The following is a 20,649-nucleotide window of genomic DNA, read 5'->3' as shown; positions in this document are numbered from 1 at the left end:
TCGCTCCCACAGGTTGCGACGTTTCAGTAGGAGCGGACCCGGTGCTACTATGCGCCACCGCCGTGCAGGCAAGGGATGACCGGTCATGAGCAGTATCCGCGAGCGCAACATGCAACTCATCTTGCGCGCCGCCAGTGAAGAATTCGCCGATAAAGGCTTCGCCGCCACCAAGACCGGTGACATCGCGGCGAGGGCCGGGCTGCCCAAGCCCAACGTCTATTACTACTTCAAGTCCAAGGAAAACCTCTATCGCGAGGTGCTGGAAAGCATCATCGAACCGATCCTGCGCGCCTCAAAGCCGTTCAACCCGCAAGGGGTCCCTGCCGAGGTGCTGAGCAGCTACATTCGCGCCAAGATCCGGATCTCCCGCGACCTGCCCTTCGCCTCCAAGGTCTTTGCCAGCGAAATCATGCATGGCGCACCGCACCTCACGCCTGAGCAGATCGAACACCTCAACGGCCAGGCCAGGCACAACATCGAGTGCATTCAGGCCTGGATCGACAGCGGCCAGATCGCCCCGCTGGACCCGCATCACCTGATGTTCACCATCTGGGCCGCGACCCAGACCTACGCCGACTTCGACTGGCAGATCTCCACGGTCACCGGCAAACAGCGGCTGGACGACGCCGATTACGAGGCCGCAACCCGGACGATCCTGCGGCTGGTACTCAAAGGCTGCGAGCCCGACTGAAAACCGAATCGCAGAAAGCAAAAAACCCGCCGAAGCGGGTCGTTTTGCGTACATGACCATCCCAACATCCTGTCGGCTGCCTCCTGGCAATGGTCGATCATCCCTGACCACCACAACGATCCTTCGTTGCAGCTGTTGAATTGGATCCTACGCCCAGACACCAGCCCGGCAAATAGCAATTGGCTTGAGTTGCTGTAAGCATTCGCCTACATCCAAAGACAGCTGTAAATAAACGTGACTCAGGTCTCAGGTTTGGTCATCTTGCGCCGAGACGCTATGAAGAAGAACCGGAAACGGCGTTCGCGTCGTTCAGCATTCGTAAAACAAAAATAATGACATCGGGGTGTAGATCATGAACATGCGCAGTCTGTCCATCAGCCGTCGGTTGTGGCTGATCCTTATCGTTTCTGTGCTGATGCTGTTTGTTCTGGCCGCCGCCATGCTCAAGCAGATCCACGACGATCTGTACCAGGCCAAGGCCGAGAAGACCATGCACGTCGTACAGACCGTCAGCGGTGTGCTTTCGTATTATCAGGGCCTGGAAGCGGCCGGTTCGCTGACCCGCGAAGCGGCGCAACAGCAGGCGCTCAAGGAAATTCGCGTACTGCGCTACGGCCAGGGCGATTATTTCTGGATCAACGACCTGCGGCCGGTGATGGTCATGCACCCCACCAACCCCAAGCTCGAAGGCCAGGACCTGTCCGCCATCCGCGATCCGGACGGCTTTGCGGTGTTCAACGAAATGGTCACCGTTGCCAAGAGCCAGGGCGCCGGAATGGTCAATTATCGCTGGCCCAAGCCTGGCGCCAGCGAGCCGGTGAAAAAAACCTCTTACGTGCAACTGTTCCAGCCATGGGGCTGGATTCTGGGTTCCGGGGTCTACGTGGACGACGTGGCAGTCGAATTCCGGCAGCAGATGTTCATCGCCTTGATCTACAGCGCCGGGATCGTGCTGGTGCTGGTAGTGCTGCTGAGCCTGATCGTGCGCAGCATCGTGTTGCCGCTGCGCCAGACGGTGCAGGCCATGGCCAACATTTCCAGCGGCGAAAGCGACCTGACCCGAAGCCTTGAAACACGAGGCAACGATGAAGTTGCCGAACTGGCACGGCATTTCAATGCTTTCGTCGCCAAGCTACGCAACGTCGTGGGCCAGTTGCAAACATCGGCAGTCGGGCTTGCCCAGGCGTCCACGGAGCTGGGGCACGACGCCGAACAGGCCCAATCACGCAGCCAGCAGCAATCGCAACAGATGGATCTGGTGGCCACCGCCGTCAATGAAGTGACCTATGGCGTGCAGGATGTGGCCAAGAACGCCGAACATGCGGCCAGCGAAATGCGCGACGCCGAATCCCAGGCGCAGCAGGGGCAGATCAACATCGATAACAGCCTCAAACAGATCGGCCACCTGTCCGGCACCATCGGCCAGGCGGTCGAGGTGATGCAGACCCTGGCCAGCGAAAGCACTCAGATCGGCAGCGTGCTGGAAGTGATCAGCTCGATTGCCGAGCAGACCAACCTGCTGGCCCTCAACGCCGCCATCGAAGCGGCCCGCGCCGGCGAACAGGGTCGCGGCTTTGCGGTGGTGGCCGACGAAGTTCGCCTGCTCGCCCAGCGCACCCAGAAATCCACGGCGGAAATCCAGGGCATGATCGAGCGCCTGCAACGGCATACGGATGCGGCGGTCAAGGTGATCGGCGACAGCAGTCGTTCTTCGCAACTGACCATCGAGCAGGCCAACCAGGCCGGCCAGAGCCTGTCTTCCATCAGCCAGGCGCTGCGCAACCTCAACAGCCTGAACGCGTCTATCGCCAGCGCGACCTTGCAGCAGTCGCATGTGGTGGAAGACATCAACCAGAACGTGACCCAGGCCGCGCAGCTGTCGCAAAGCACCGCGCTGGCTGCCGAGCAATCGACCGGAGCCAGCCAGCATCTGCGCCATCTGAGTGAACAGCTGAACGGCCTGCTGAAACAATTCCGCGTCTAGAGTGCCCATACGACGGCCTGCACGGAACCTCGTTCGGGCCGCGTTGCCAGAGGCCTATCCACTTACATCGCAGGGGGTCACATGCGCACACTGGAACTGGCGGGCAGGACCGTGCCGGTGCTGGGTCAAGGCACCTGGCACATGGGCGAAAAAGGCCATCAGCGTTCGGCGGAAATCGCCGGGCTGTGCCTGGGCATCGAGCAGGGTCTGACACTGATCGACACGGCTGAAATGTATGCCGACGGCGGTGCTGAAGAAATCGTCGGCCAGGCCATCGCCGGGCAGCGGGACAAGGTGTTCATCGTCAGCAAGGTCTATCCGCACAACGCCAGCCGCAAGGCGATGCCGGTGGCGTGCGAGGCAAGCTTGCGGCGGATGAATACGGATTACATCGATCTTTATCTGTTGCATTGGCCGGGACAACACCCGCTGGACGAGACCGTCGAAGCGTTCGAGCGACTGCGTGAAGCGGGCAAGATCGGCCGTTGGGGGGTCTCCAATTTCGATGTCTCGGACATGATGGAGCTGGACAACCCCGACTGCGCTACCAATCAGGTGTTGTACAACCCGGAGCAGCGTGGGATCGAGTTCGATCTGCTGCCATGGGCGGCCAACCGGCATTTGCCGATGATGGCCTATTGTCCGATTGGTCAGGCGGGAAATCTGCTGTATCACCCGGCGCTGCAGGAAGTCGCGCAGCGGCATGGCGCTACGCCGGCGCAGATTTGTCTGGCCTGGGTGTTGCGCCAGGAGAATATGATCGCGATTCCGAAGGCGACCAATCCGGAGCATATTCGTTTGAATGTGGCGGCAACGGGGATTGAGTTGACGCCTCAGGATCTGGGGGATCTTGACCGGGCATGGCCTGCGCCTTCGAGGAAAATGCGTTTGGCGATGGTGTAAGGGTTTGCGGGCCACAGCTGTTTGCGTGCGGCTGATAGTGGTGTTGCCTTGAACGGCCCCGTTGAGAGATTTTTGGTTGAAGCCAGCTTGCTGGCGAAGGCGGATGCTGGTGGTGGGCATATCCGTTACCGGGTCGCCTGATCGTCTGGTTCCGGCGCCAAATCCAGCGGCTCCTGCACGCTCGGACCTGCGGCCGGCACACTTGCTGGCGAAGGCGGCCTTGCGGTCTAGGGGCATATCCATTGTCAGGGTGCCTGATCGTTTGGTTCCGGCCCTTACGGCCGGGTCACTTTCCTTTCGGGGAAAGTAACCAAAGCCACTGCTCCTGGTTTGGCCCCGCCTGTCGGCGGGGTTCCCTCACTGCGGTGCCGCTCCACCGGGCCGCGCTGAAAGGGCCGTCCCGGCCCACAGCGCTGGCTCGGCATCCCTGCCTCGCTCCCCGGTTCCGCGACACCTCCGTTCGGCCTGCACCCAAGTCGCGATGGGCGGCGCCTGGGAGATTTGTGGAGAAGAGCAAAAGCTTTGGCTTTTTGCTTTTAAACCACGATGGCCCAGTCACCGCCGTACGCGACGTGTGGAGGCCGAGTGGAGGCATTGCGCAGGGGGAAACGAGGCAGGGAGGCCGAGTGAGTGCTGCGGGCCGGGACGGCCCTTTGCAGCACGGCCCCCGGAGCAATGCCGGAGCGAGGGAACCCCGCCGACAGGCGGGGCCGGAACCAGGAGCAATGCCTTTGCTTACTTTGGGCGAAACCAAAGTAAGCCGGCCGTAAGGGCCGGAACCAAACAATCAGGCAACCTGGTAACGGATATACCCCCAAACCCAGCGGGTCCGATACGCTCGGACCTGCGGCCGACATACTTGCAGGAGCCAGCCTGCTAACGAAGGCGACCTGACGGTTTGGGGCATATCCATCATCAGTTTGCCTTGTGTTCAGGTTCCTCCCCGCAAGGGCCGTGCCTCATTCGGTCGGATCAGGCGGCACGTCACCCTCGCCGCTGGTGTCGATACTGACCACCACCGACATCCCAGGCCGCAAGCGATCCAGCTCGGGCTGATCGGCATCGACGATGATCCGCACCGGTATCCTCTGAGAGATTTTCACAAAGTTGCCGGTCGCATTGTCTGCCGGCATCACACTGAACTCCGAACCGGTCGCCGGTGAGATGCGTTGTACGCGGCCGTGCATCTTGAAGTGATTCAGCGCATCGACCGTAAAGCTCACCGGCTGCCCCAAACGCACGTCGGCCATTTGGGTTTCCTTCATATTGGCAACGATCCACAACCGCTTGGGCACCAGCGCCATCAGTTGCGCGCCGGAATTGACATAGGCGCCCAGCCGCACGCCGATCTGCCCCAACTGACCATCGCGAGGCGCGGTGATGCGGGTGTTGTCCAGATCGATGCGCGCCAGTTCGATGGCCGCCTCGGCATTGGCGACCGAGGCTTGCAGCGAGCCGCGGTTGACGATCACGGTTTGCAGGTCTTCCCGCGCGATCAGCACTGCGGCCCTGGCTTCGGCCACCGCGGCAGTGGCTTGAGCGTCGGCGGCGAGCGCGACGTCCAGCTCGCTTTTCGACACCGAACCGTCGGTAACCAAGGCCTTGCTGCGCCGCAGGTCAGCAGCGCTCTTGCGGCCCTGGGCGATGCTGTTTTGCAGCTCGGCCTCACGCTGGGCAATGGTCGCCTCGGCACTGCGCCGCTGCTGCAGATTGTTGGCCAGCGAAGCCTTCTCCACCGCCAGTTGCGCCAGCGCCTGATCCAGCCGCTGGCGGTAGATGCGGTCGTCCAGACGCACCAGCAGGTCGCCGGCCTTGACGAACTGGAAGTCTTGCACCGGCACTTCATGCACATACCCGCTCAGTTGCGGCCCGATCACGGTGGTCTGGCCGTGTACCTGAGCGTTTTCGGTGCTCTCGATGGGGCTGCCGAACGGCGGCAGTTGCCAGGCGTACAGCACGATCAGCACGCCGATCAGGGCAATGCCGGCGAAAATGGCCGAAGAAACCACTCGCGTGCGCAGCGGGCGCGGCTGGCTGGTGACCGGCGATTTGAGTGGGGCCGGCGGTGGGCCGTCGCTGGCGCTGCGGGTCGGGTTGCTGTCGGAAGAGGTCGGTTCGGTCATGAAGTTCGGGCACCGCTGTGGGGTACTGAAGGCGGAGCCGACGGCGCGACAGGCGCCAGCGGCAGAGGCTGGGTGGTCATTTTAAGCCAAAGCACTCGCGCTGAAATCCAGATCATGGTCAGCACGGCGATCAAGGCGATCAGCATGAATACATCGTTGTAGGCCAGCACGTTGGCTTCGCGGGTCGCGGCACTGGCCAGGGCGCGCACGCCTTGCGTGTTGCGCAGCGCGGGGTCGGCAATGGTTGAGCTGTACGCGGCGCTGTAGCTCTGGATGCGTGCCTGTACCAGCGGGTCGATCAGGGTCAAGTGCTCGACGATGTGGCTGGAGTGGAATTTCTCGCGCACGATCTGAAACGTGCCAAGGGCCGCCGATCCGATCAGTCCGCCCAGGTTCTGAGTGATCCCGAACAGCACCGAAAAGCTCACCATGTTGCGCGGGTTGGCCAGCACCCCGCTGATGCCCAGCACCAGGGTCGGGCCGAGAAAGAAGGTGCCGCCGAAGGCCAGCAGGAATTGACTCAGGTACATGTTGGATTGACGGGTCAGGTTGGTCGAGCCGCTGTCCATCCAGGCTCCGGCCGCCATCATGGCCAGGGAAATGAGCAGTGGCTTGATCAGGTGCGCCGGGTTGATGGTCAGCGCGCTGGTAACCAGCCCGCAGATACTGCCCAACAGCATGACCAGATACAGGGTATGCAATTGCTCGCTGCCCATGTTCAGCGCCTGGAGAAAGGCGACCGCGCCCACCGATTGCTCCGACAGCACGACGCGGAACAGTATCACCGCCAGCGCCAGACGCAGGATCGCCCCGCTGCCCAGCCAGCGCGTAATCAACAGCGGGTTGCTGCGATTGTGTTCGATGGCCAGGCCCGCGCAGATCAGTACGATGGACGCCGCCGAGGCCAGGCCGATCCAGTCGGCCTCCAGCCACCATTCGATCCGCCCCAGCGAGAGCACCGCGCACAACAGTGCAAAGCCGCTGGCGAGCAGGCCGAAGGTGAGGAAGTCGAGTTTTTCGAAGGCCTTGAAGCGATCGCCCGGCGGCAGCTTGAGCAATAGCACGCACCCCAGCGACAGCAGTGCCATGCCCAACTCGAACAGATACAGCCCGCGCCACTCGGCGATCTGCAACAGATCCTCGGAGACCAGCCTGGCCAGCGGCGTCGCCAGCTGCGCGGTGCCCAGCCCCAGCACCAGCGCCTTCATCCGCCATTTCTGCGGGAACGCCTGGATCATGTAGTACAGGCCCAAGGTACTGAGCGCCGCGCCGACCATGCCGTGGGCAGCGCGCACCGCAATGGCGGACTCGATGTCATTGACGAACAGGTGCGCCAGGGTCACCAGTACATACAGGACCAGAAACAGCTCGGTGAACGTGCGCAGCCCGAACTGCTGGCGAAATTTCACCAGCAGCAGGTTCATCGATAGATTGGTCATGAAGTAGGCAGCAGGCAGCCAGGCGATATCCACCGAGGTGGCGCCCAGCGCGCCTTGCAGGTAGGGCAGATTGGCGACCACCAGCGCGTTGCCCAGCCCACCGGTGAGCGCAACGATGACGCCGATGATGGCGAACGCCCAGCGCTTGCCGGTCGAATGCAGCGGTGTAGACGGCGAGCCGGGCATTACCGGGCGTTCGTGGGGAGCCCACTCGCGCGGCGCGTACTTGTCAGTCATGGGGCGTATCAATCATGGGCGCAGCCTGAAGAATTCACATGTGTGACAGCAAGGACCGCCAGAATACTCGTCACCTTCTGCTCAGGCATCGCGCCGACAAGCCCCGCCCAGCGAAACGCTGGCCTGTCCGATGGGTCAAGAACGCAGTTTTGCTTTGCAGATTTGCACTGCTAGGATCAGTTGCGTATCCGGCGAACACTAGAATAACAAGCGAACATGAACAAGGAGTTCAGCATGAGTTCACAGGTCTTACCCGCCTTATCGCTACGCCAGCCAGCCAACGCCACCGTGCTGGCCGAGGTTCGCAACCATATCGGCCACCTGACCCTCAATCGCCCCGCCGGGCTCAATGCCCTGGATCTGGAGATGATCCGCGCCTTGACGCGCCAGCTCAGCCGATGGGCCGAGGATGATGCGGTGTATGCGGTGGTACTGCGCGGCGCGGGTGACAAGGCCTTCTGTGCCGGAGGTGACATTCGTGCGCTGTATCGATCCTGGCGGCAACCCGGTCATGCGCCGGGCGACGAACCGCTGCATCACACCTTTTTTGCCGAGGAATACGCGCTGGATCTGATGCTGCACCATTACCGCAAACCCGTGCTGGCGCTGATGGACGGCCTGGTGCTGGGCGGCGGCATGGGACTGGTGCAAAGCGCCGATCTGCGGGTGGTCACCGAGCGCAGCCGGCTGGGCATGCCGGAAGTCGCCATCGGCTATTTCCCGGATGTCGGCGCCAGTCACTTCCTGTCCAGGCTGCCCGGCGAACTGGGCATTTACCTGGCCCTGAGCGGCGCGCAGATCGGTGCGGCCGACGCGCTGTATTGCGGGCTTGCCGACTGGGCGATGGACAGCGCATTGCTCGGTCGCCTGGACCATATGCTCGATCACCTGAAATGGAAGTCCACGCCGCTCAAGGATCTGCAAGGTGCGATGGCGAGGCTGGCCCGGCAGAACCTGCCTTCCCCGCCGCTGGCCCAGCTGCGCCCGGCCATCGACCACTTCTTTGCCCTGCCGGACATCGCGAGCATCATTGAACAGCTCGAGCAGGTCAACGTGGCGGACACTCACTCCTGGGCGCTGGACACGACCAAGCGCATGCGCGGCCATTCGCCTCTGGCCATGGCCGTAACGCTGGAGATGCTCAGGCGCGGGCGGCACCTGGCGTTGCCGGCCTGTTTCGACATGGAACTGCACCTGGACCGCCAGTGGTTCGAGCAGGGCGACTTTCTCGAGGGTGTGCGCGCCCTCATCATCGACAAGGACAAGAAGCCGCACTGGAAACATGCCCGCCCGCAGGACGTTCTTGCGGCCGACGTGCAGGGTTTCTTCAGCGGCCTGGAGGTTGAGACATGCAAGATATCGAACTGAACCAAGAGCAGGTGATGATCCGCGACATGGCACGCGACTTCGCCCGAAACGAAATCGCGCCCCACGCCCAGGCCTGGGAAAAAGCCGGCTGGATCGACGATGCGCTCGTGACGAAGATGGGTGAGCTGGGGCTCTTGGGCATGATCGTGCCCGAGCAATGGGGCGGCACTTATATCGATTACGTGGCCTATGCCCTGGCCGTCGAGGAAGTGTCTGCCGCCGACGCCGCCACCGGCACACTGATGAGTGTTCACAGTTCGGTAGGCTGCGGCCCGATCCTCAATTACGGCAGTGAAGAGCAAAAACACGCCTGGCTGGAGAAGCTGGCCAGCGGCAAGGCCATCGGTTGCTTTTGCCTGACCGAGCCCCATGCCGGTTCCGAGGCGCATAACCTGCGCACCCGCGCCGAACGGCAGGGCGATGAATGGGTGATCAACGGTGCCAAGCAGTTTGTCAGCAACGGCAAGCGCGCCCAACTGGCCATCGTGTTTGCGGTAACCGACCCGGAGCTGGGCAAGAAAGGCCTCTCGGCGTTTCTGGTGCCCACTGACAACCCGGGGTTCACCGTGGACCGCAGCGAACACAAGATGGGCATTCGCGCCTCCGACACCTGCGCCGTTACGCTGAATGACTGCCGCATTCCGGCGGCCAATCTGCTGGGTGAACGGGGCAAGGGGCTGGCCATCGCCCTGTCGAACCTTGAAGGCGGCCGCATCGGCATTGCCGCCCAGGCGCTGGGCATCGCTCGCGCAGCCTTTGAGGCCGCGCTGGCTTATGCCCGCGAACGGGTGCAGTTCGACAAACCGATCATCGAGCACCAGAGCATCGCCAACCTGCTGGCCGACATGCATACCCGCATCAACGCGAGCCGATTGCTGGTGCTGCACGCCGCGCGGCTGCGCAGTGCCGGCCTGCCCTGTCTGTCGGAAGCTTCCCAGGCCAAGCTGTTCGCGTCCGAAATGGCCGAGAAAGTGTGCTCTAAGGCGATCCAGATCCATGGCGGTTACGGTTACCTGGAAGACTATCCGGTGGAGCGCTACTACCGGGATGCACGGATTACCCAGATCTACGAAGGGTCCAGCGAAATCCAGCGGCTGCTGATCGCCAGGGAACTGCGCAACTATCTGGTTTGAGTGGCAGAACCCGTTTCGCTCACGCAGATTCGCCTTGCCCCGTAGGCGCTTGCCCGCGACTGCCATCCCGCCGTCGCCAGCAAGCGCCTCTCACGGCTACGGAACCACTTAGCGTCTAGCGGCGAACCGCTCGCGTCCCAGCAGCGTCACCAGCAGTGCGACCGAGTCGGCGTTGCTGAGGATGACCTGGGCGCGTTTTCCCGGGTCGGCGTAGAACACATCCCTCGCCTGCTCCAGATTGCGCTTGCCGGTTATGCGCAGGATCGTCTGTTTGCCATCACCGTCGGTGCGCCGCAGGTCGCGCCACAACCCTTCTTCCAACTGCTTGAACAGCTGACTGCGGTCGGTGTTGTAAGACAGGATTTTCTGTTGCTGAGCCACCTGCTCGGTCTTGACCCGCAACCGGTAACCGGGCGTGTCCTCCAGCAGATCGAGGAACGGCGCGAAGGAGTCCACATAGGCGATGTCGTCGGTATTCAACACCTGATGGGACAACTCGTGGATCAGGATCGCCGCATGGTAATGGGAGGCGTAGTTGAAGGAGCCCGCGCGCTGGACCCGGGTTTTCAAGCGAAACACCGGAGGCCTGAAGAACCGTTCGGTCAGGTAGATCCGCTTGAACGGATCTCTGTCGAAGGTGAACGCATTTGACGGCTCGTGGCCGCGTCGGTTGGTGCCCACCACATAACGCTGAGAATCGATGGGCGACAGCGACGGGTGCATCAGTTCTTCATAAAGCTTGGTCACTGCCTGCTTGATCGAGTCGTACAGACCGGCCTGCGGGGTCCGTTGGGAAAAGAATTCGCTGACGATATGCTGCGCCCTGGAATCGAGGGCGTTGAGCGGCGGCCGCAGCGTCAGGTTGTCCAGGCAGTTTTCCAGGTAGAAGCGCGCCTGGGCATGGCCTTCTTCGATAAATTCGGCCCAGGCTCTGGAGACATGCCGAATCTCCGGCATGCCGGCGGCTTCCACCATGAGAATCTCGTTGGCGTCGGTGTCGACCAGCGAGCCTTTTATCCGGCTGACCACCCCGCCGCCGCCGCGCAGGCCGGTGTCGAGGTCGAGCACCCACTTCTGGTCCTCGCCCAGTTTGACCGCCGGCCCGCGCACGTTGTCGCTGACGATGTACCAGCGGTTGCGGTCGTAATTGAGTTCATAAACTGCCCCCGAGACCGCCACGTACACCCGCCCGTTCGCGTCATCCCGATAGGTGTTGAACAGCTCGTTCTTGCGCATATTCTTGAGCGCGACATCATGCGCTTCAAAGGCACGCAACCGGCTTCTGAGTTCCGGCGTGAGTGCGCCCTTGCTCCATGAAAATTCAACGAAGGGCGTAAGCTCCACGGGGTGCGGCGCCCCGCTGGGGACCGGGTCTTCATGCACGAGTTCTCGGGAAGTGATCAACATGCTCACTGCCGCAGTGAACTCGGTAAGCGCCTTGCCCCAGCGACGCTCGCCGGCCGCTGCAGCCGACGCGTTGAACAGCCCCTGGCTTTGCCAGATCCCGACCAGAGCCCCCAGCCGGCCGGGCATGAACGCCAGCATCTGCTCGACACCCAGGCTGAACAGATAATGAGAAGACCTCTTCCACTCTTGATCGTTGGTCACGACTTTGCGGCCGATTCGCCACATGAACGTGGCGACCATGCCTTTGAATAAAAGCTCCAGGGCGTTGCCTTCGTCGGGCTCGATTCGAAGCGTAACCGGCCCCGGTCGATTCAGCGGAATATCGAGCGATGACTCCGTGCTGAACGGCAGGTGCGGCTCCTGGAAACCGCCGTGGTCATAGATTTTGCGCACGCTCTTGTCGAGGCGTTCAAGCACATAGGCCTGGAGCGTCGGCGACGTGTGGATGTCATTCAAAAGCGCAGCCTTGTCGGGGTACTCCTTGAATACGAAGTCTCCCAGCAGGGAATACAGCACCCATGGCCCGGGGTTCGGCTCGGCCGGGGCGATGACGTAGGTGCCCATCACCGCTGCGGGTTTCCAGCCGTGCCGTGCCGGCGAGAGGAGCAAGGGACTTATGATCGCGTGATACCCGCCCACCGGCAGGCGAGCGATGCCGTCCGGCATTTCCAGGATCGCACCGACCAGACGACAGGCCTCGGCACTCAACCCGCCCTGCATTTTCAGCACCATCGCCCGGAGCACGTCCAGCGTCGGCATTTGCTCGGCGAATCGCCGCTGCCGCAGGGCGTAGGTCGGATTGTCCTCGGTGAAAGCCGCTTGCAGCAGGTCCAGGTATCCGGTCGCCACATCCAGTGATCGCACCATGCCGCGCAGGTACAGCGGCGTCAGCAAGGGACTGGCCGCTGAGCCATCGGCCATCCTGACCGACAAGGTACCCTCCTGCACCGCGTAGAAGCGATTGACCGCAAACCCCGTCAGACTCTCTGCCGCCTGGGACGTCGCCGCCGGTAGCGACTGCGGGATGTCGCCGGGAGCAACGGGCGCCGCCACGTAATGGGTCAGCGTCACGTTGATGCTGTCCGGGTCCAGCTCCAGCTCGGGAAAGTCGGTCTTGAGCTTTTCCGACACCAGTCGGCGGGAATAGTCATGCAGAGTAGGGATATTGAACAGGAAATCCTCCTGCAGTCCGCAGGCCACGTAGAAGCGCTGCAGGCCGATCAACAGCTTGGCCTGGTCCAGCGGCGAGGCCTCGCTGACCCAGCTCGGCACAATGGTGATGTCAACGATGGTCTGGATTGCCGCCCTGAGTCCATTGAGGATCTTGCGGTTGATATCGCTGTATTCGGCAGCATCGAGCAGGTTACTGAAGATCGAATGGCTCAGGCGCCAGGCGGTTGCGTCCCGATAGGCGCACAGTGTTCCCAGCACCCGACGTTGATCCTCACTCGCCAACTGCGCCTCGAAGAAATCAGCCTCGATTTCTCGCAATATCACGCGCACCACCGGGGAATGGTGATTGGCAAGATAATCCTCAAGCTTGGTGCGGTCCGCTTCGGACAGCAGATCGAGGACCTGCTCGCACTGGTCGACCCGACTCAATCGCGCAAGAATCTGGGATTCGATACGGGAGATGGAATCGAAGTCACCAATGCCCAGGCCCACCGCCCACATGACGTAGCGGTCATCAATGTCGGGGTTGTGCAGCACGAATGCATTGTTCAAGAACAGCGGTGCCTGACCCAGATCGAAGCTCAGGGCCACGGCATAGGTATCCACGCGCTCGGCGCCCAAGGCCTCGCGTAACGAAGCCTGTGGTCGGTCCAGCACTTGCTGAACCATGTCCAGTGCGGCAGCTGCAACGTTTTGCAGGCGTCTTTCAATGGTGACTTCCAGGCGCAAGGCGTTCTCCCGGACTCGCCTGGACAGCGCAGCGGGCCTGATCTGCGTATCGACCCGGCGCCAGGCCAGCGTGGAAAAGCGGCGTACCTGTTTTTCGTAGCGTTCGGCGAAATCGCTGCACACCCTGCGCAGAATGGTGTTGAGCAATCCTGTCGGCAGCCTGACTACCGTTTCGTATTGCCCCGTCGGGGAATCCCGTTGAGCCACCCAGTCATCTGGAATATCGCCCTGCTCCGCGCCGCTGATGCGCTCGAGGGCGAACGTCAGCAGTGGTGTCAGGCCGTTCGCACCCGCCTGTCCGATCCACAGGCCCCGGGCGTCCAGCCCGGTCTCGACCACCAGCGCCAGATGGCGATTCAGCTCGCCATACATGCAGGCCCGAACGCCGGGGTGCAGGTGGGGCAACTGGCCGACCAGCGCATCCAGATTGTCCACCCGGTCTGCCCAGGTATCCGAAGGCGCTGGGAGATCGCCGCGGGGCACCCGCGGGCGCCCGCCCGAATCGGCCCAGACCTGCTCGAAATCCACTGATTCATCCTTCCAGCGCCAGGACCCGTTGAGACTCAGCAACCGGTGGTCCAGCAAACCGCGTATATCCAGCGCGTCGTCGACCCTGACCGCCGCCTGGTCGTAGCTCACCGCAGGAAGATTCAACACATGCCACAGGTTGCGTTTCTGCAACGCGATGATCGCGTCCATCTGCGTGTCGAACACCGGCCCGGTCATCTCCTGCAAACGCACGGTCAATGCGCCCGGTTCACTCCTGATGGCCGGGCGGTCCGCCACGCCCGCGTGAACCAGCAATATCTCGCGGGATCGGGCATCGGTGAAATAGGTGTCCATCTGCTGCCGATGGTTGACCCGTGCAATGCCGTGGGCTGACGAGTAGAGATAAAGCCCGCGCAACTCCAGGCCGGGAAATTCGATCAGAAAGATGCCCGCCAGCCTGATCGGGTCATGGCCCGCAATGTCGACATACAGGCTTTCGACCCTGATCTGCGTGATCAGATTGCCGGACATGCCGGGCGACGCCAACAAGGCACGAAGGCGACGGTATTCGAATTGCGTGACCAGCGCGTTGGCGCGGGCGCGCAGCAGCTCCTGACGGAACGTTTCGGCCAGGGCCTCAATTGCGAACTGACGCATGGTGCGCCCATCCGCCAGCGGAGCGCTCCAGTAGTCGGACAACAGTTGCTCGTAGGTTCCGGGCACTTCAGCGTCGATGTCGCCCAGGGCCTGAAGATAGATGCCGGCCTGGTCCTGACTCAGTACGGCGCCGCGTTTATCGAGAAACTGTCGATACAGGCCTGCCTGAAGCAGCTCGTCGACATACAGCTCGTAGGCGGCGTCGGCCAGTGTCTGGGTAGCCAGCACCGATGGCGTCGGCACCAGACTGAGCGCGGACTGCGGGTTGACGACCTGCACCAGATGCCTGAAAACGTCGGTTTTCTCGTGGGGCAAGGCGTCGTCGAGCTTGTCCTGCAGCGCTTGTCCCACTGCCTGTTGCAGCGTCGGCAGTTGATGCAGCCGCTCGGACAAGGTTTCCAGGTGGTCCGCCTGTTGCTGGAGGATCATGCGCATGCGCTCGCTGAACTGCGGCGTCGGAACCTGTTCCAGATCGATTTCCCGGGAAGGTGCGGCCATCTCGGGGTAGCGCTGCTTCAGCGCGTCCAGCAAGGCAATACGACTGTCGAACTGCTCGATGCCGAACATCACACTGCTGATATACACCGGGGCCGCGGGATCATTGGCATCACTGATCACGAACAGCCCGGCCAGCTCGGCGCTGGCAGGCGCGCTGTCGCCGATCAGAAGGCGGTCGACTCGCGGCAGGTTCGAGGTTGCCTCGGGGGTATCGATCAAGGCCCTCAGCCAGTGGGCGGTCACCTGAGTGATCCGCGAGGTCGCCAGCGCCTCGGTGATGTCCTGGGAGAAGCGCTGCCTGAGCGCTTCGTCGAAAAAATACGGTGGGGATGTTGCAGGCATGTGCCGTTCCTTCTCTCGATAAATCCCGGCGCGGCTGATGACCGCGCCGGGCAAGTTGAGAAACAGCTTATGTATCGGCCCGCCGGTGTTGCGTTACATAAAGCAATGGCCCGGCGGCTTTCCGGTTTTTTTGGGTGATGACTTAGTGCACCAACGACTCCCGACCCAGCAAGGTTACCAACAGCGCCAGCGAGTCGGCGTTGGCCAGGATGACGTTGGAGCGCTTGTGTACGTCGGCGTAGAACACCTCCCGCGCCTGTTCGAGTTTCTCGGCACCGGTGTGTTTGAGAATCAGCCGTTTGGCGGCCTTGTCGGAAACGTCGTACCACTTGTCATCGTCGCGCTGGATGCGGAACAACTCACTGCGCGGCGTGCGATAGGACAGGCCGTGCTGGTGGTGAATGATGCCGTTCCGGACGCGGTTGTGGTAAGACGAAGTACTTTCCAGCAGGTCGGGAAACGGCATCGACGAATCGAGATAGGCGATGTCCTCGGTCCCGCAGAACAGATGCGTCAGTTCATGGAGCATGACCGTGGCCCTGGCGTGGATACCCGGATGAAAGGTGCTGGCCCTCACCACGCTGGTCTTGAGTCGCACGGGCGGGTCCCGGAAGAAACGTTCGGTCAGGTACAGACGCTTTTTCGGATCCTTGGGGTAAACGAAAGCCGATACGTCCTCCATGATCGATTTGCGCACCCCCATCACGTAGCGCCGCGAGTTGAACGGCGACAGGGTCGAGTCGGTGAGCGCGCTGTACAGCTTCTTCACGACATTGAGGACCGCATCGTGAAGCTGGGCGTCGGCAACGGAGGTGTCGAAGAAATCCGCGAGGATGACCTGCACCCCGCGCAACGCCGCGGTGCCGTCGGCGTTGCGGTATTCGAGGTTATCAATGGCGTTCTCCAGATACTCCCGGGCCAGGGTGTGGGCTTCGAAAATCTGCGCCGCACGCTCCGGCCATTTGTGCCGAATCTGCGCCATGCCGCTGGCCTGCACCACCATGATGTCGTCGGCGCTCATACTGATGACGCTGCTTTTCAGATACGAAACCGTCCCGCCGCCGCCACTGAGCCCCAGTTTCAGATCCAGCCGCCAGCCGTCGGCGTGCAGGCTGATTCGGGGGCCCGGTGCGCAATCCCCGACCACGCGCCAGCCGTTCTCGTCCTTCTCGATACGAAACACCGCGCCCGACAGCGAGATATAGATCCTGCCGCTGGCCGTTTCCCGGTAGTAACTCATCACCGGATCCTTGACCATGCTGCTCAGCGCCACGTCAGTGACCTGAAGCGCCCGCAACCGCGCCCACAGTTCCGGGGTCAGGCTGTTATTGCTCCAGGCAAACATCTGGGTTTCGATCGTCCATTCCGGCGCTGGTGCAGGCTTGTGCTCGGCCGGGATTTCGTCAGCACTACCGGTTTCGGGCCGGGAATCGTGTGCCACAGGCTCAGCCATGCTGGATTCTTCTTCCCGGGTTTGCCGGGTAAGGATCAATACACCTATGGCTGACAGCAATTGTGCGGCCGCCTGGCCCCAGTCCATTTTCCGGACGTCATTGACCGAGTCTTCCAGCAGGGTCACGCTCTGCCACGCGCCCAGCAGAACCCCGAGACGCCCGGGCAACAGCGACATCAGCAGTTCGGTTCCCATCTGCCAGAGAAACCAGGCATCGGCGCGGCTTTCTTCGGCATTGGTGACGCTGAAGCGGGCAAACCACCATTGCAACATCTGGGCGGTGCTATCGAATATCGCGTGCAGGGCGTTGCCCGTGATCGGCTCGATGACCATCGTGACCGGTGCGGCAGGCCGCGCAGGCATGTCGAAGTCCGAACTGAAGATGACCGGCAGGTGTGGTTCGCGGAAACCGCCGTTGTCATAGAGGTAACGCGATGCGGCGGGAAGACGCTCCAGCAGCAGTCGTTGCAGCCCGGCGTCGCCATGAATCGCCGCCAGCAACGCCGCCTCGCTCTCGAACTCGCGCATCGGGTATTCGGGGTTGAACAGCGTGTACAGCACCCAGCTTCCGGTGGCCGGCGCACGGGGCGCGATGACGAACACCCCGAGCACCGTGTGCGGCGCCCAGGCAGGCATGGCACGCAATTGCAGCGGGCTGATAATGATATCCCGATGGTTCACCGCCTGGCGCGCCGTGCCGTCGGGCATGCTCAACACCGCTTGCACCGACAGGAATGCATCGCTGCTCAGCTCATCGTTGAGCAACATGACGTAGTTTCTGAATATCTCCATCGGCGCCACTTGCTCGACGAAGTAGGTACGGCGCTTGATGTATTGCTCGGTGCCGGGCGTGAATTTGCCGGCCAGCAGTGCGCGGTATCCGGCGCCCAGATCCAGGTCGCGGACCAGGTCACGGACGTAGTCGATCGTGATCGGGCAATCGCCGCTGGCAACGCCCGGGATGCTGACCGTCAGTACGCTGTCGGGATAGAGAGGAAAACGGCCGATGGCGTAATCAGTCAGGCTGGCGACCTCCCGTGTGCCCGCCGTGGCGACCCCATGCGGCGTATCGCCGACCGGCACGCCTTCGATGATGTAATGCGTGATGGTGACGGTAATCACGTCCGGGTCCAGGTTCAGGTCGGGGAAATCAGCCCGCAGACGCGGCACGAGTCTGGCGCGGGCAAACTCATGGGGGTCCGGGAGATCGAACAGGTAGTTGTCGCCCGACACGCAGGCCACGTACCAGCGCTCGACCAGCCATGACAAGGCGCGCAATTGATCCATCGGTACCTTTTTTAGCCAGTCCGGCAGCAGGACCTGCGAGGCCATCAGGTTCATCACGCTGCCAATCCGGTCGAGCAGAAACCGGTTGTGGCCGTCGCACTCGCTTTCCTTGAGTATGTCGCGCAGGGTATTCCAGGGCAGCTTGCGGCGCAGGGCCTGCTTGCAGATGCCGACCGCTTCCCGGCAATGGCGCTCGATATCGATGCGTTGCAACGCCTCGATCACAGGCTCGACCACCCGCGCCAGATTGACCTTCACTCTCAACGGGCCTTCCAGGCGATTGAGGTGCGCCTTGGCCTGATCACGATCTTCCGCTGCCAACTGTCGGAGCCAGGCCAGGCGCAGGGAGGGCGATTCCAGGCTGGTGGCCAGACCTTCTTCCAGTGCCTGGATCGACTCGTAGCGGCTCATGCCGTCGACCATCGACCACATCACGCACGAATCCGGCCTTCCGATCTGAATCAAGACCAGGGTGTTGGCCAGGGTCATGGGCGGCAGGTCCGGCGCGACCATCAGATCCAGGGTGAAGACGTCCACGCCGTCATTACCCAGTGCCTCGCGCAGGTTGAGGTCCGGTCGGTCGAGGATCTGCTGAAACATGTCCAGGCTCTGCACGTCCAGGTGTTTCTTGAGCCTGGCGATCGACAACATCTGGCGCAGGGCGCACTCGCGAATGTGCCGGTCCAGCGTCAACGGGCGGACCTGATTATCGGACCAGCGCAAGGGCCTGGCAAAGAAGTTGCGCAGCATCCGTTCGTAACGCGGGACGAATGCCTCGGCCACGCGCTCTACGATCCACTCCAGCAGGTCGATGGGCAGGTCAGGTGCTTCGGGATGCCGCTCAGGGTCGGCGGCCACCACCCTGGCACCGGCGGGCAACGGCCCGGCGGCATGTCCGCAAACGCGCTCAAGCGCCTGAGAAATCAGGCGCACGTTGGTGGTGGAATCCACCTGCACCGCCAGATCGGCGGCCCCCATCTTCAGCTCGCCGTGTACCGCCAGATAGCGATTGAGCGCTTGCGTCACGCAGCCCACTACCCGCTCGTGCAACTCACACTCAGCCTCGACGGACTGATACAGCGAGTCGAGCTGTGCGCCCCAGGTATTGGCGGGATGGTAGAGCACGCTGTCCAGGTCTTCGGCGGTGAATTCGGCCGTGGTTTCGAGAGTGGCCCAGCGCAAGGCAAACTCACTGTCGCTGGCGGTCCAGCGCCAGGTCTGCTGCAGCATCGGCAGACGCCGGTCGAGCCAGTGGCGGATGTCCAGCGCATCGTCCAGCCGCACGGCAGCACGCTGGTAGTGAATGGGCTGCAGGCTCAACGCGTGGGCAAGGCTGCGCCGTTGCAGGGCAATGATCGACTCCAGCATGGCGGCAAACAACGGGGTCCCGATGCGGTCGAGCAACACGCCCTGGACCGGATGTTCGTGCAAGGCCTGATGGGCGTCGATGGACGTCAAGGGCAGCAGCTCGGCCAGCCCCGCTACGCTGTTGAAATGTTCGTTGAGCGCCTGCATGCCGGAAAAGCGACTGAAGCCGTGCAGCACCGAGAACAGATACAACTGCGTGGAGCCTTCCTTGAACTGCACCACGAAGGTGCCCGCCAGCTTGAAACCGGACAGGTCGTTGAGCACCAGCGACGGCTGCCAGATGCTGCAATAGTCACGCTGTGGAACGACATGCGGCCTGATCAGCAAGCCCGACAGCCGACGCAGTTCGTCGCCGCTCAGCGACTTCGCCGCCTTGTGGCGCAGCAACTCATGGGCAAAGGTTTCGATCAGCGCCTGGGCCATGAACTCACGCAACGGCAGACCATCGGCCCGGTGGGCGTTCCAGTATTCGTCCAACAGGCTGTCATAGGCGGCCAGCAGTCCCTGGTTGGCCTGGGCCAAAGCGCTTACCCAGGGTTCAGCCTGTTCGTCATCCAGCTCCCGGCCCTCAGCGTCCAGAAAGCGGCGACGCAGACCGGCATCCAGATTCGCCGTGCCGGTGGCATGGTCCTGGAAGGCGGCGTCGGCCAGTGTCTGGGTGCCCGCCACCTCGCCGTTGTCGGCCACCAGTTGCAGGCGATGGGTAAAGACCTCGACGCGACCGCGGGGCAAGCGCTGATCGAGCTGGCGCTGAAGGTTGCCGCCGATGGCCGTCGCCAGTGACGGCAGACGGTCAAGCTCTGCGGTCACGCGCTCCAGATGCCCGGCCTGTTGCTCGACAATCGCCAGCATGCGTTGGGTAAACGGGTTGCCCTCGACCAGTTCCGCCTCCAGCCGCGGAGCGCGGGTATCGTGGACCTGGTACCGCTGATTGAGGGCTTGCAGCAGGCGCTCACGGTCGGCGAAACATTCGATGCCGCCCAATACGGTGCTCAGGAATACCGGAGCCGACGGATCCTGGGGATCGCTGATCATCCAGGCGCTGCCCAGCGCGCCCACCAGCGGCTCGCCTGTGTCACTGTGCAGACGGGCAACGCGTGGCAATGGTTGCGATGATGACTGGGCGGACGGTTCGTCGATCAGGCGCCGCAGCCAGCGGTGTTGATCGGCGTCGATGCGGGCTCGGTCGAGCGCCTCCTGAAGGTCCTCGGTGAAGTGCTGCCTGAGGGTGTCATGGTAAAACCAGGGTGCTGCGGTTGGGCTCATGGCAAGGTTCCTTCCTCGTGAGCCTGTCGCACCGGCGAACCGCGCGACAGGCCAAAAAAGACGATCCTAACCAGCCACGCAACGCCGGCTGCGCTACATAAA

General features: G+C 62.4%; 9 protein-coding genes. 5 read left to right on the top strand and 4 right to left on the bottom strand.

Annotated features, from left to right (window positions below):
• Positions 1-85: 85 nt before the first annotated feature.
• The 3 genes from EGJ27_RS17495 to EGJ27_RS17485 all read left to right on the top strand — a co-directional run bounded on the left by EGJ27_RS17495 (position 86) and on the right by EGJ27_RS17485 (position 3,578).
• Entirely contained in the window at positions 86-691 is a 606-nt protein-coding gene (locus tag EGJ27_RS17495; protein WP_125831995.1) for a TetR/AcrR family transcriptional regulator, read from the top strand.
• A 352-nt stretch (positions 692-1,043) separates the two neighbouring features.
• The gene (locus tag EGJ27_RS17490) at positions 1,044-2,675 is read left to right on the top strand and encodes a methyl-accepting chemotaxis protein (RefSeq protein ID WP_125831994.1); all 1,632 of its coding nucleotides are present in this window, start codon (positions 1,044-1,046) and stop codon (positions 2,673-2,675) included.
• Between the two features lie 81 nt (positions 2,676-2,756).
• Positions 2,757-3,578 (top strand): aldo/keto reductase, encoded by an 822-nt coding sequence (locus tag EGJ27_RS17485; RefSeq protein WP_125831993.1) that lies wholly within the window; start codon positions 2,757-2,759, stop codon positions 3,576-3,578.
• 959 nt (positions 3,579-4,537) lie between these two features.
• On the opposite strand, the gene EGJ27_RS17480 is transcribed toward EGJ27_RS17485, so the two are convergent.
• Together EGJ27_RS17480 and EGJ27_RS17475 are read right to left on the bottom strand one after the other, a co-directional pair.
• A complete protein-coding gene (locus EGJ27_RS17480) occupies positions 4,538-5,701 on the bottom strand; it encodes an HlyD family secretion protein (RefSeq protein ID WP_125831992.1) in 1,164 nt (387 codons plus the stop codon).
• The gene (locus EGJ27_RS17475) at positions 5,698-7,377 is read right to left on the bottom strand and encodes an MFS transporter (RefSeq protein ID WP_125831991.1); all 1,680 of its coding nucleotides are present in this window, start codon (positions 7,375-7,377) and stop codon (positions 5,698-5,700) included. The genes EGJ27_RS17480 and EGJ27_RS17475 overlap by 4 nt, the downstream gene beginning before the upstream one ends.
• A gap of 234 nt (positions 7,378-7,611) precedes the next feature.
• Here EGJ27_RS17475 and EGJ27_RS17470 point away from each other — a divergent pair, with 234 nt between their 5' ends.
• Both EGJ27_RS17470 and EGJ27_RS17465 read left to right on the top strand, forming a co-directional pair.
• A complete protein-coding gene (locus EGJ27_RS17470) occupies positions 7,612-8,745 on the top strand; it encodes an enoyl-CoA hydratase/isomerase family protein (protein ID WP_125831990.1) in 1,134 nt (377 codons plus the stop codon).
• Positions 8,727-9,878 carry an acyl-CoA dehydrogenase family protein gene (locus EGJ27_RS17465; protein WP_125831989.1) on the top strand — a complete coding sequence of 384 codons (1,152 nt, stop codon included), beginning with the start codon at positions 8,727-8,729 and terminating at the stop codon, positions 9,876-9,878. Before EGJ27_RS17470 ends, EGJ27_RS17465 begins: the two co-directional genes overlap by 19 nt.
• 108 nt (positions 9,879-9,986) lie before the next feature.
• Here EGJ27_RS17465 and EGJ27_RS17460 read toward each other — a convergent pair whose 3' ends face one another.
• Both EGJ27_RS17460 and EGJ27_RS17455 read right to left on the bottom strand, forming a co-directional pair.
• A complete protein-coding gene (locus tag EGJ27_RS17460) occupies positions 9,987-15,173 on the bottom strand; it encodes a hypothetical protein (RefSeq protein WP_125831988.1) in 5,187 nt (1,728 codons plus the stop codon).
• 142 nt (positions 15,174-15,315) lie between these two features.
• Positions 15,316-20,547, bottom strand: coding sequence for a dermonecrotic toxin domain-containing protein (locus EGJ27_RS17455; protein WP_125831987.1), 5,232 nt, complete (start codon positions 20,545-20,547; stop codon positions 15,316-15,318).
• Positions 20,548-20,649 lie beyond the last annotated feature (102 nt).

Origin of the sequence: Pseudomonas sp. v388, from assembly GCF_003935425.1 — a bacterium.
Lineage (GTDB): Bacteria > Pseudomonadota > Gammaproteobacteria > Pseudomonadales > Pseudomonadaceae > Aquipseudomonas.
The sequence above is the reverse complement of the archived record's forward strand: the minus strand, read 5'-3'. Positions and strand labels throughout refer to the sequence as shown.